At 60.3% G+C, this 12521-nt stretch carries 9 protein-coding genes and 2 pseudogenes; 6 read left to right on the top strand and 5 right to left on the bottom strand.

Going from position 1 to position 12521, the window contains the following annotated elements; genetic code table 11:
* The first annotated feature begins 593 nt into the window (after window positions 1-593).
* Entirely contained in the window at window positions 594-830 is a 237-nt protein-coding gene (locus tag AC0NIH_RS20315) for a hypothetical protein (protein ID WP_473467517.1), read from the top strand.
* A 190-nt stretch (window positions 831-1020) separates the two neighbouring features.
* Here the strand turns inward: AC0NIH_RS20315 and AC0NIH_RS20310 are convergent, their stop codons facing one another.
* Window positions 1021-3174, bottom strand: a complete 2154-nt coding sequence (locus AC0NIH_RS20310) for a putative bifunctional diguanylate cyclase/phosphodiesterase (protein ID WP_473467514.1) — start codon at window positions 3172-3174, stop codon at window positions 1021-1023.
* A gap of 662 nt (window positions 3175-3836) precedes the next feature.
* Between AC0NIH_RS20310 and lgt the strand changes: the two genes are divergently transcribed.
* Window positions 3837-4691 (top strand): prolipoprotein diacylglyceryl transferase, encoded by an 855-nt coding sequence (gene lgt / locus AC0NIH_RS20305; protein ID WP_473467512.1) that lies wholly within the window; start codon window positions 3837-3839, stop codon window positions 4689-4691.
* Between the two features lie 137 nt (window positions 4692-4828).
* Here the strand turns inward: lgt and AC0NIH_RS20300 are convergent.
* From AC0NIH_RS20300 to AC0NIH_RS20285, 4 genes and pseudogenes are all read right to left on the bottom strand, one after another.
* Window positions 4829-5107 (bottom strand): annotated as a pseudogene (locus AC0NIH_RS20300) (transglutaminase-like cysteine peptidase); the annotation flags it as partial.
* A 267-nt stretch (window positions 5108-5374) separates the two neighbouring features.
* Window positions 5375-5893 carry an RES family NAD+ phosphorylase gene (locus tag AC0NIH_RS20295; protein ID WP_473467510.1) on the bottom strand — a complete coding sequence of 173 codons (519 nt, stop codon included), beginning with the start codon at window positions 5891-5893 and terminating at the stop codon, window positions 5375-5377.
* Window positions 5890-6279 (bottom strand): MbcA/ParS/Xre antitoxin family protein, encoded by a 390-nt coding sequence (locus AC0NIH_RS20290; protein ID WP_224687890.1) that lies wholly within the window; start codon window positions 6277-6279, stop codon window positions 5890-5892. Before AC0NIH_RS20290 ends, AC0NIH_RS20295 begins: the two co-directional genes overlap by 4 nt.
* 229 nt (window positions 6280-6508) lie before the next feature.
* Window positions 6509-7608: pseudogene (locus tag AC0NIH_RS20285) on the bottom strand (tartrate dehydrogenase).
* A 502-nt stretch (window positions 7609-8110) separates the two neighbouring features.
* Between AC0NIH_RS20285 and AC0NIH_RS20280 the strand changes: the two are divergent.
* From AC0NIH_RS20280 to AC0NIH_RS20265, 4 genes are all read left to right on the top strand, one after another.
* Window positions 8111-9190, top strand: a complete 1080-nt coding sequence (locus tag AC0NIH_RS20280) for an ABC transporter ATP-binding protein (RefSeq protein ID WP_224687888.1) — start codon at window positions 8111-8113, stop codon at window positions 9188-9190.
* A 38-nt stretch (window positions 9191-9228) separates the two neighbouring features.
* Window positions 9229-10554, top strand: a complete 1326-nt coding sequence (locus AC0NIH_RS20275) for an ABC transporter substrate-binding protein (RefSeq protein ID WP_473467507.1) — start codon at window positions 9229-9231, stop codon at window positions 10552-10554.
* A gap of 94 nt (window positions 10555-10648) precedes the next feature.
* Window positions 10649-11587, top strand: a complete 939-nt coding sequence (locus tag AC0NIH_RS20270) for a carbohydrate ABC transporter permease (RefSeq protein ID WP_031258236.1) — start codon at window positions 10649-10651, stop codon at window positions 11585-11587.
* Window position 11588: 1 nt separating this feature from the next.
* On the top strand, window positions 11589-12482 hold the full coding sequence (locus AC0NIH_RS20265) for a carbohydrate ABC transporter permease (protein WP_023767874.1): 894 nt from the start codon (window positions 11589-11591) through the stop codon (window positions 12480-12482).
* Window positions 12483-12521 lie beyond the last annotated feature (39 nt).

Raw genomic sequence — 12521 nt, 5'->3', positions numbered from 1 at the left:
TCCACGGGATCCTGTTCTGGAGATCCGTCAGGGGCGTTGTCGACCTTGCCTTTGTTGCCCGGCCCGCTTGGGTAGAAAGATCTCGACATATTCAGTTCCTTTCCGTCTGTCCGCAAAGCCCGAGTTCCAGCTCTCAGTGCTTGCCTATCAAACCAGACCGCCAGTGCATTGTTCCAAGTCCGGCACCGCCCTGGTGCACTGTCGCGCCTGCGAAGAATGCGACGAACCGGGAGAGTCATCACGCCGCTAGGCCGGGGCTAAAGTGAGCTCCAATACAAGACGGCTGTTGCCGCCCCCCGGGCCGTGCTTAGACCGCTTTGCTTCGGGCCGCCCGTCGCCGGCCATCGTCGGGGCTGACGACCCAAGTCTCATCTGACGTGAGGCGCAAACTTTGGCCATAGCCATCTCGTTAACCATGACCATCGAGAGGCCAGGCGGCCTCGGACCGACTTGGCAAGAATGCCGACTGGTGCGACGTGCACGATGTTCCTCGGCAAAGGCCAGATGCCAGCCAAATTCCGCCGCCACACGCGGCCGGGGAACATTTCCTCTTGCTTGACGTTTTGCGCCACCCTCGTACAGGAAGTATGGCCATGCATAGTCGCAAACCGGTGATGGCCGCGCTCGTCAAAAAGATCGACGCGGTCCGCCTCAGTATTTCGCTGCTTCAAATCGATCAATGCAGAGACGCACGACCCGGGAGAAGCGCATGGCGTTCCGGCTATGAACTGAACGCCCAAAAGGCCCGCCTGGCTCGCCTGGAGACGGTGCTCGCGAGCTATCCGTCGGCACCGGCAGCCCGGAGATTGGAACATCAACAGAGTGAGTGACAAGCAACGCGGCAACGTTTCTATGGAAAACGGCATGGGAGGCAGGCGCAACCACAAAGTGGAGGTTCTGGGCGACGGGTGCTCAGCTCCCCTCGGCCAGGAAATGTGCTGGCCGATTTTGACCGAGTGCCAGAACCGCATCGCCTGCCACAAGCCCGTTAAGGGCCACCCGAATCCGCATTCAGCGGCCTCAGGCGGAAGCGCGCCTTGTTGCGCCCGTTATGAGATTCTCGATCTCTTGCTTGGGCACGGGCCTGGACAGCAAGAATCCCTGTAGCTGGTCACAGCCGAGTTTGCGCAGAAAATCGCATTGGCTGTCCGTCTCCACACCTTCCGCCGTGGTGCTGAGGCCCGTGGCGCGGGCCAGGTCAATTATCGCCTGAACAATAGCCTCGTCTCCATTTGAGTGACCAAAGCCCTGCACAAAGCTTCGGTCGATCTTGATCCGGTCGACTTCCAAGGTCTGCAGGCGTCCAAGTGAGGAGAAGCCCGTCCCAAAATCATCAAGAGCAAAGCGCACGCCGATGCTGCGCAACGCTTCGACGTTCTGCTGGCATTCAGTTCGGTGCTGAGACAGCGTGCTTTCGGTGACCTCGAGTTCAAGCCGTCGAGGGTCCATCTGGGTCTCCAGCAGGATGCTCGTGACCTTCATGGCAAAGCTCGGATTGTTCAACTGCAAAGCCGACACGTTCACCGCCAATGTCTCGATTGGCCAGTGTACCGCATCCAGACACGCCTGGCGGAGAACCAGTTCGCCCAATTGTTCAACCAGTCCCATTTCTTCGGCCAACGGTACGAACAAGTCGGGCGCAACCCAACCACGCTCCACATGCGACCAGCGGGCAAGCGCTTCAACACCTGCCATCCGGTTTGTGTCTGCGGTGTATAGCGGCTGGTAGTAGACCTGAATCTGGCCGGGCGCTTGCAAAGCACTGCGCAGGTCCTGTTCGAGACCCTTGCGCATTGCCAGGGTTTGGTCCATCTCGGTTGCGAAGAATGCATAGCTGCTGCGGCCGCGAGCCTTGGCGTGATACAGTGCGACGTCGGCTTTACGCACCAGCTCTATCCACTCCAATCCGTCCCTTGGAGCGAACGCTGCGCCAACACTCACCCCTACAAAGACCTGAGCTCCGGCGACCTGAAATGGACGGCGCGCGGACTCGAGCAAATGTTCGCATAACGTCCTGACCTCATCTTCGCCTGCGACCGAACGCTTGATGATGATGAATTCGTCGCCACCCAGGCGCGCGACCGTGTCTGCCTCTGTGGTTAGCCGCCTCAACCGGTCTGCAAACTCCCTAAGCAGCTCATCGCCAGCGGGGTGACCGAGGGTATCATTAACCTGCTTGAACCTGTCGAGGTCGAGGTAAAGAACTGCCAGTTGCTCGCCCGTCGAGGGCAGCCGCGACAGCGCGTCGGCCAAACGGTCGTTGAATTGCCCGCGATTGGGGAGCGCGGTAAGCAGATCGTTGTGGGCGAGTTGAAAGATTCGATCTTCCGATTCAATTAGCTTCAAAGTTCGCCTGCGCAACGTTCTGAGAGCTACAATGACACCGCCCAGAACCAGCCCGCACAAGGCGACCAGAATTGGAACCAGTTGAAAGAGAACGAAGGTCCCGGGCCGGTATGGCTGCCAGACGAAGAAGCCGATGGTCGAGCCGGATCGGTCGACGAGGGGATAAGATGCCTCTGCCGAGGCGAGCTTGTTGACCCAGGAGAAACGCGCACCCTCGAGCAGATAATCCTGGCGCAGCAAGGTAAGCAGGCTGCCATCGAGATATCGAATCGCGACGTGCAGGAACTCCTCCCCTGGTATTTGCGCGATGTGGCCACTGTCGGAAACGACCGGCTTTACACTCACAATGGCGGGGTGGCCCGAGATGACGGCCATGTCGGAAGCACCTATCGTGAGCACCTGCTCCGTCACTCCGTCGGTGTCCTCACGTTTCAACCTTGCCCTAAGATTAAGGACAAGAGGCGCTGTCATAGGACTTGCGGAACGGTAGCTGGAGGAAGCGACAATAGAGCCGTCGACGAATGCGTAGACTGGCGCGTCATTGGCGTCGAGAATGTAGACCTGGTCGTGGCCAAAGTAAGTGTGCATCCAGCTGCCGAGATTGGCGTCGATCCATTTTGCGTCGCGGCTCCGCAGCGCATTGACCGCATCGTCCCAAACCGTGACGCTCTCCTGGTCATGCGCTACTCCGCTCTCCAGGTTGGATACGATCAGCGCAACCAAGCTTTTTTGCCGCGACACGGCAACACGGTCAGTCTGGATAGCCGACCACAGCAAAAGTCCCGCAGTGACGATCGCAACTATCAGCGTCACCACGGTGATGGGCAAAGCCGTTCTCAAGAGGAAGAGACGGCGGGTTGGTTCGCCAAAATGCCGTAGCGGTTTCATGAACCTGCTGTACGCCAGGAAAACTTCTGGATCGTTAAAGGCGCCCCCGCCAAGGACGGCTTGCAGTGAGCAACTGTGCCGTTAAACTCGATGATAGGTGACCTGCCCAGGTGATGGCACCGCGCGAAGAGATCGAGCCAGGAAGGGCACTAAACGTGTCCAGCAAGCCAAGCGGTATTGCCCTCCAATACTCCGACCTCTGCTGCTGCCCCGAGCGTTTCAGGAAATTGGCGACCTACATCCTACACGCGAATATGACGGGCGGGCGCCACTGTTTCTTCGATCAGCGATGGGTTGATTAAGCGCGGGAACATTGGTGGAGGTTTGTCCGCCAGATCATTCGAACGACCGCGGCGGCAACCCGGGCCTGCCCCAATCGTATTGCTGATTCAATTATAGTTCAGCCCCATCGCCGGTAGCGTAGACGCCTCGCGTGGCAGTTCTTTGGGATCGTCAACGATGCCGCATCAATTTGGCTCTGCAGCCTGCTCGCGTGAATAGACGGCGCCAAATGCAGGCATGGGGGATAGGGTTGCCTTGACCCTGTCAAAACCCTGCCGCATGGTCCGCGCCCAAACGCGTTCGCAACCGAGAGCTCCCCGTTGAACGAATATTTCCTGCTGCCGCTGGCCTCGCTGCCTTTCCCCAACATCAACCCGATCCTCATTCAGATCGGGCCGCTGGCGGTGCACTGGTACGGCGTCGGCTATATCGTCGGCATCCTGTTCGCCTGGTGGTATGCCAAGCGGCTCGCCGCCAACCCGAAGCTGTGGCCCGACGGCATCCTGCCGATGAAGCCGGAGGACCTCGACGATTTCATCATCTGGGCGGCCATCGGCGTCGTGCTCGGCGGCCGCACCGGCTACGTCCTGTTCTACGACCTGGCGCGCTACATTGCGCATCCCCTCGACATCTTCGCCGTCTGGCAAGGCGGCATGTCGTTCCATGGTGGCCTGCTCGGCGTCATCCTCGCCATGACGTTGTTTTCCATCAAGCGCGGCATCCGCACCTGGTCGCTGTTCGATGTCGTGGCCGCCGGCGTGCCGGTCGGCCTTGGCCTGGTGCGCGTCGCCAACTTCATCAATTCGGAACTCTGGGGCCGGCCGACGGACGTGCCCTGGGCAATCGAATTTCCCAATGGCGGGCCGTTTGCCCGCCATCCCAGCCAGCTCTACGAGGCCCTGCTCGAAGGCGTCGTGCTGTTCCTCGTGCTGCGCATCCTCACCCATTCGCGCCTCAAGCTTAAGACGCCGCGCTTCGTCGGCGGCGCCTTCATCTGCGGTTATGGCCTGTCGCGCATCTTCGTCGAATTCTTCCGTGAGCCCGACCAGCAGCTCGGCTACCTCCTCGGCACCAACTGGCTGACCATGGGCATGATCCTGTCGACGCCGATGGTGCTGGCCGGCATCTGGGCGATGGCGACAGCCAAGCCGGTGGCGCAGCCGCTGCCGGCATGACACGGCTGAAAACCCGTATCGTCGACCTGATCGGTATGGTAGGGCCGACCTGGGACAACAAGACGCAAAGTGACGGTTGTTCCGAGATGGCGGACTGACGCCGTTCGGTACCAATTTGCTCTCGTTATCCTTGCGCTCTAATGGACGCTGGCGACCGCGTCTTCACGGCCCTCGTTGATCGTCACCCAAACGCCTGAATTCTCGTCAGATTGGCGCTTCAGGTAAGTGTTGTCGGTGTCGATCCAGACGAGCACCGTGGATTCCAGATTGTCGAGGATGAAATCGCCGAGGTTGGTGCGCATGGTGAGCACCGCGTGGCCATCGCCGTTCGACCGGCGCGCCACCGTCATCAGCAGATCTCCGGCCGGAACACCCTGGCTCATCAACTCGAGACGCTTCTCCAGCGCATAGTCCTCGCCGAAGGCTGTGGCAGAACCCGATTAGTAGTGGGTCGTTGCCGCCGTTGCAGCGCGCATCGCTAAGAGGTTCTGCTAGCGCGCTCGCCCGCAGCGGCTTAGCTGCCTACCTGCCTGGCTGCTTTCATTCCGGGAATGGAGGTTCTGAGCTACCCGAGATTTGACTTGGCGAGGCGCAGACGCGATTGCTTTTGTGTCAATCTTACCAAACCATCAGACCTGCAGGGCGAAAGACCCTCCCCTGCCGTTCGGAGGAGCGAGAGCGCGTTACCGCCAGGATAGCTGGTCCTTGGGCAACCGACCGCTCGGGTCGAATACAGCTATCTTGTGCGGCAGATCCGGCCCCCAGTCCCAAAGGACCAGATTGCGATCCTCCATCTCGGCGCTCGGCGCGAAACTTGGGACAACGATGCCGCCAACATTTCGAGGCCGCAGCCGGTCGTAGACGGACCAGGACGCCGGACGCTCCCCGTCGCTAAGCGCCGTCGCCCAGGCGCAGGCCATGTCTTCGAGCGCGACAGAAAATTCTCCCCTCGTCTCTTTCGTTGTCAGATCCGCGATGTCGTCGCAGTCGACCTCATACGAACACAGCACACAGGGATCGATTCGCTGCGCGAAGCCCTGGTTGGCTTCCTTGATGGCTGTCATCAGGCTCAACGCCAGATAGAGCGCCGGCACACCTTTGGGATTGAATCGGGCCCCTCGGATTGCCGCTCCTTCACCGGAAGTCGGTTTGAATGCCCAACGTGGATCGTGCGCCCGATAGCAGGTTCCGACAAACTTCACGCAAAGCCACCAACGGCCATGTGATCGAGATAATCACGAACCGCAACGGCCTTGCCGTCCTTCACCAGCGCCTCAGCCGTGCGTCCGCCGAATGCTGCAAGCGGCTGAGCCCGATACCAGGCCATCGCCTGCTCCTTGCCGCCCGCCCAATCCGTCACGCGACTGATAATCTCGAGCATCTCCCGCAGACGCCCCTGTGTTTTTACCGCAGCGCTGCGCTCTGACCGATAAAGGGTCTCGCGAGCAAGACCAGCGGTTTGGGCCAACTGGCTCTTGGACATGCCAAAACCATCCGCGACTTGTCCGATCGCAATCTTCCCGTTCCGGTCCATATAGGACAGGATGAGAGGTCCGTTCTGTTCGGGGATCTTGAGTGCCTGGGCCACAGAATTCATCCTGCCACAGTGAGAGTCAGATTTCTTGGGCAAAAGATATGGCAGTCTTCGACGGCTTTCAAGCCCAGGTCTGAGCCAATTCAAGCTCACAGTCTCGCCTTGGTGCTCCACGCGCCTGCTTGGGACCGCATCTCGCAAGCCACGGCCGACAGTCAGCAACCCCAAGCACCTTATACAGGGAATCTGGTCATGCGACTTGCAAGCGAGCAACCGTGACTGTCTATCCGACCGGCGGAGATGAACTCGTGCTGTTTAGACCTGACAGCGCGGCAATCACTGCAGCGGTGACCTCGGCGGTGGGGGCCATCCCCCCAAGATCCGGACTGAGATGCTCCCCCCGGCCGGTGACGGTTTCAATCGCTACCATCAGGCGCCGCGCCGCGGCGTGCTCGCCGAGATGGTCGAGCATCAGGCTTGCCGTCCAGAACGATCCAAGCGGATTGGCGATGCCTTTGCCGGTGATGTCGAACGCCGAGCCATGGATCGGCTCAAACATCGACGGACGGTTGCGCGACGGTTCAATGTTCGCGGTTGAGCCGATTCCCAGCGAACCCCCAAGCGCCGACGCCAGATCCGACAGGATGTCGGCGTGCAGGTTGGTCGCCAGCACAGTGTCGATGCTGCCGGGCCTGTTGACCATTCTTTGCGTCATGGCGTCGACCAGCATCCAGTCAACGGTCAGCCCTCGGTAGCCGCGGACCACTTCGCGCACGACTTCGTCCCAGAGCACCATGCCATGGCGCTGTGCGTTCGATTTGGTTACGACGGTCAGCAGCTTGCGAGGGCGCGACAAGGCAAGATCGCAGGCAAAACGTGCGATACGCTCAATACCGGCGCGGGTGAAGACAGCAACGTCCATGCCGACTTCGATGGGCAATCCACGATGGGCGCGACCGCCAACCCCCGCGTATTCGCCTTCGCTGTTCTCGCGTACGATCACCCAGTCGATCTGTTGGCCGAGGTCGGGCCGCAGCGGGCCTGTCAACCCGGGCAGAAGGCGTGTTGGCCGCACATTCGCATACTGGTCAAACCCCTGGCAGATCGCCAGGCGCAAGCCCCACAGCGTGATGTCGTCGGGGAGCTCCGGGTCGCCGACCGCGCCGAAATAGATCGCGTCGAAATTCTCAAGCCGAGCAAGCCCATCCTGCGGCATCATGCGGCCATTGCGGCGATAATAGTCCGAGCCCCAATCGAAGCGCTTGAACTCGAAGGCAAGACCGAATTCCGCGGCAGCCAAGGTCTCCAGCACCTCGACGCCGGCCTCAACCACCTCGGGGCCGATTCCGTCGCACCGATCACCGCGATCCTATGCAAGGACATTTTCAGTTTCCTTCTCAGCGGCAGCGACCTTGGCGCTAATTTAGTCATTGGTTCGGAGTTGGCGGTCAGGTATATCGTCAGTCCGCGTCTCTTGCCACGCGAGAGCGGCAACAGTGGTCTTGCCCTGATCAGCGAGGCGGATGGCGATGCCACGGCAATGGCCGCTCCATCCGTCATCAGCTGCTTCAATCGCCGCGCAAGGATTTGACGATACTCCAGCGGGCCGGTCGCCTTCCACCAACTTGGCCGCAGCCGAGTTCCAAGATGGCGCCCTTCGGCCACGGATTTGGACTATAGACCCGCTGTTCTGCGGTTCCTGCATGCTCGCTTTACAGGCGGATTTGGTAGCGCTACCGTTTCAGAGTCGCGTGACCTGGGGGAACTGGAGGCAGACGTCGCCGACGCAAGTGGTGGATCGCCGCACTGCCGGCATCCGTTTCAAGCCACGCCTGATACAACGGCTCCCAGCGACGTTTTCGCAGGGACCATCGGGAGGAGTTCGATGGCGGCTGTCGCGATTGGCGATGTCTACAAATCCTTCGGGGCCACTGAGGTCCTGCATGGCGTCAGCGTCGATATTGAAGACGGCGAGTTCGTCACGCTCGTCGGACCCTCCGGCTGCGGGAAATCGACGCTTCTGCGGATGATTGCCGGTCTGGAAAAGATTTCGCGGGGCCATATCTCGATTGGCAGCCGGATCGTCAATGACGTTGCTCCTAAGGAACGCGACGTGGCCATGGTCTTTCAGAATTACGCGCTCTACCCGCACATGACGGTTGCGGAGAACATGGCGTTCTCGCTCATGCTCAAGGGTGTTCCGAAGGCGGAGAGCGATGCAGGCGTCGGTCGGGCAGCCGAAATCCTTGGGCTGGTCCCGCTTCTGTCACGGTATCCGCGGCAGCTTTCTGGAGGCCAACGTCAACGCGTCGCCATGGGCCGCGCGATCGTGCGCAATCCGCAGGTATTCCTGTTTGATGAGCCGCTCAGCAATCTCGATGCCAAGCTCAGGGTGCAAATGCGCGCCGAGATCAAGGAGTTGCACCAGCGGCTGAAGACCACGACGGTGTATGTCACGCACGACCAGATCGAGGCCATGACCATGGCCGACAAGATTGTGGTCATGCACGACGGTATGGTCGAGCAAATCGGGTCGCCGCTGGAGCTCTACGACCGCCCGAACAACCTGTTCGTGGCAAGCTTCATCGGCTCTCCCGCCATGAATATGCTCAAGGGAACCATCCTGACCGAAGGCACGCCGCGTTTTCAGGGCGCGGGAGGGATTTCGGTGCCTTTGGCCGGCCCGTTGTCCATTGGCAATGGCGAACCCGTCGTGCTGGGGATACGGCCAGAGCATCTGCGGCTCGGCGACAATGGCATTGCGGTCACCGTGGTGGTGATCGAGCCAACCGGCTCGGAGGTACAGATCATAGGCCGGACGGCGGGAGGCGAGGATGTGGTCGCCAATTTTCGGGAACGCCATTCCTTCGCGCCGGGAGAAACCATCCGGCTGTCGGTCGAGCCCGGTCTCGTTCATCTCTTTCACGGCGAAACCGGCAAGCGCATGAGCCTCCCGCAGCAGTAGGGCAACACGCAACGAGGAAAACACAGGAGGAAACGATCATGAGATTCACCAGACGCGACGTGATCCGCACGACGGCCGGCGCCGCCGCCGGCGCGTTGGGGAGCCGGTTCGTCGGCTCTCCGGCCTTCGCCAAGGAGGCTTTGACGTACAAACCGGAGGATGGCGCGAAGCTCAGACTGCTGCGCTGGTCTCCTTTCGTGCAGGGCGACGAGGACCAGTGGCTGAAAAACACCAAACGGTTCACGGAAGCGACGGGGGTGGAGGTCCGCGTCGACAAGGAGAGTTGGGAAGACATTCGCCCCAAGGCTGCGGTCGCCGCTAATGTCGGCTCGGGTCCGGACCTGATGTTCGTCTGGTTCGATGATCCGCACCAGTACCCCGACAAGCTGCTCGATGTGACGGAACTGGGCGATTATCTCGGCAACAAATATGGCGGCTGGTATGAGGGGCCAAAACAATATGCGACGCGGGAGGGCAAGTTCGTGGGCCTGCCTCTGGCCACCATCGGCAACGCCATCGTCTACCGGGAAAGCTGGGTGAAGGAGGCCGGTTTCTCGGACTTTCCGAAGGACACGGCCGGCTTCCTCGAGCTCTGCAAGGCGCTCAAGGCCAAAGGTCATCCGGCCGGCTTTACCCATGGCCACGGCGTCGGCGACGGCAACAACTATGCGCATTGGCTGCTGTGGAGCCATGGCGGCCAGATGGTCGACGAGAAAGGCAAGGTCACGATCAACAGCCCCGAGACGCTCAAGGCAATCCAGTATGCGCAGGAGCTCTACAAGACCTTCATCCCCGGCACCGAAAGCTGGCTCGATGTCAACAACAACCGGGCCTTCCTCGCCGGCGAAGTGAGCGTCATCGCCAACGGGATTTCCGTCTACAACACCGCCAAGGTCAACAAGGACAATGATCCGAAGCTGACCGAGATTGCCAAGGACATGCGCACGACCAACTTGCCGATCGGTCCGGTCGGGAAATCCGTCGAGCTGTTCCAGGTGACCACGGCCGTCATTTTCAACTACACGCCCTACCCCAACGCGGCCAAAGCCTATCTGCAGTTCATGTTCGAGGATCCGCAAATGGCGGACTGGATCACCTCCTCGGCATGCTACTGTTGCCAGACGCTCAAAGCCTTCGCCAACAATCCGGTCTGGAAGGCTGACCCGAACAATGCGGCATATGCGAAAGCCTCCGAGACGCTGCGTCCCAACGGCTATGCCGGGCCGCTCGGCTACGCCTCGGCGGCCACCATGGCCGACTATGTTCTGGTCGACATGTTCGCCAAGGCCGTGACAGGCCAGGCCACGCCGCAGGAAGCGATGGAAGAGGCGGAAAAGCGGGCCAACCGTTATTATCGCGTTTGACCACAGCTGAACCGGGCGGCGGACCATGTTGCCCGGTTCGGTTTCGGACGGCGGCTTGCGTCGCCATGCAACCAGACCTCGTGAGGAGCCGGCCATGGCCGTGACGTCCGCTGCGGTTCGGCCGCGCCCATCAATCCTGTCGCGTCTGGCCGAAAGCCGAAATGTCCTGGGCTTCGGCTTCATGCTGCCGGCGGCGGCGCTGCTGCTGGTCTTCCTGACCTACCCGCTGGGGCTTGGCGTCTGGCTCGGTTTCACCGATGCGCGCATCGGTCGCCCTGGCATCTTCGTAGGTATTGAGAACTATGAGTATCTGTGGAGCGACAGCATCTTTTGGCTCTCGGTCTTCAACACGCTGCTCTATACGGTCAGCGCTTCGATCCTGAAATTTGCGCTCGGGCTCTGGCTGGCGCTCATCCTCAACGAGAACATTCGCTTCAAGTCCTTCTTTCGTGCAGTGGTGCTTTTGCCCTGGGTGGTGCCGACGGTGCTTTCGGCGATCGCTTTCTGGTGGATCTACGATTCGCAGTTCTCGATCCTGTCATGGGCGCTGCAGCAGATGGGACTGATTGATCATCGCATCAACTTCCTCGGCGACCCGACCAATGCGCGCGCGTCGGTTATTGCCGCCAACGTGTGGCGCGGCATTCCATTCGTCGCCATCACTCTGCTGGCGGGTCTGCAGACCATCCCGCAATCGCTATACGAGGCCGCCACCCTCGACGGCGCCAGTCGGTCGCAGTTGTTCCGCTACGTGACCCTGCCGCTGCTGACGCCGATCATTGCCATCACCATGACCTTCTCAGTGCTGTTCACCTTCACCGACTTCCAACTGATCTATGTGCTCACTCGTGGCGGCCCGGTAAACGCCACTCATTTGATGGCGACATTATCGTTCCAGCGCGGCATTTCCGGAGGCCAACTCGGCGAAGGTGCGGCAATCGCCGTCGCCATGATCCCCTTCCTGCTGGCGGCGATCCTGTTCAGCTATTTCGGCTTGCAACGGCGCAAATGGCAGCAAGGCGGCGGAGACTGATATGGCCACGATCAGGCAAGCGGAGCGCATCGAGACCGACGATGGCGGCATGGGCTATTTGCAAAGCCTGCCCCGCCGGGTTGTGACGGTCTATCTGCCGCTTCTGGTGTTTATGATCGTGCTCCTGTTTCCCTTCTACTGGATGACCATCACGGCAATCAAGCCGAATGCCGAGATGACCGACTACGTGAACTACAACCCGTTCTGGGTTGTTCACCCGACATTGCAGCACATACGTTATCTGCTGTTCGAGACCTCCTATCCTGGTTGGCTGCTCAACACGATCATCATCTCGACCGCCGCCACTTTCCTGTCACTGTTGGCAGCGGTGCTGGCGGCCTATGCGATCGAACGCCTGAGATTCTCGGGCGCGCGGCAGGTCGGCCTTGCAGTGTTCCTGGCCTATCTTGTGCCGCCTTCGATTCTATTCATCCCGCTATCGCTGATGGTGTTCAACCTCGGCCTCTATGACACCCCGTTCGCGCTGATCCTCACCTACCCCACGTTCCTCGTCCCCTTCTGCACCTGGCTGCTGATGGGCTATTTCCGCTCGATCCCGTTCGAACTTGAAGAATGTGCTCTCATCGACGGGGCGAGCCGCTGGCAGATCCTCACCAAGATCGTGCTGCCGCTGTCAGTCCCTGGCCTGATTTCCGCCGGCATCTTCGCTTTCACGCTATCCTGGAACGAGTTCATCTACGCGTTGACCTTCATTCAATCGTCGGAAAAGAAGACGGTGCCAGTCGGCGTGCTCACCGAGCTGGTTCGCTCCGACGTCTATGAGTGGGGCGCGCTGATGGCAGGCGCGCTGATCGGGTCGTTGCCAGTGGTGGTGCTCTATTCATTCTTTGTCGAGCACTACGTTTCCTCAATGACCGGCGCGGTAAAGGAATAACGCCGTGCGACGAACGCCGTTGGCAGATTAGCCACGGGA

The organism is Mesorhizobium sp. WSM1386, from assembly GCF_055901595.1.
Note: the sequence above shows the minus strand (reverse complement) of the source record. Positions and strands in the feature narration are given on the sequence as shown.

Coding starts and splice junctions, on each gene's coding strand:
- AC0NIH_RS20265 (WP_023767874.1), top strand. CDS start 11,589: ATGGCCACGATCAGGCAAGCGGAGCGCATCGAGACCGACGATGGCGGC.
- AC0NIH_RS20280 (WP_224687888.1), top strand. CDS start 8,111: ATGGCGGCTGTCGCGATTGGCGATGTCTACAAATCCTTCGGGGCCACT.
- AC0NIH_RS20270 (WP_031258236.1), top strand. CDS start 10,649: ATGGCCGTGACGTCCGCTGCGGTTCGGCCGCGCCCATCAATCCTGTCG.
- AC0NIH_RS20275 (WP_473467507.1), top strand. CDS start 9,229: ATGAGATTCACCAGACGCGACGTGATCCGCACGACGGCCGGCGCCGCC.
- AC0NIH_RS20315 (WP_473467517.1), top strand. CDS start 594: ATGCATAGTCGCAAACCGGTGATGGCCGCGCTCGTCAAAAAGATCGAC.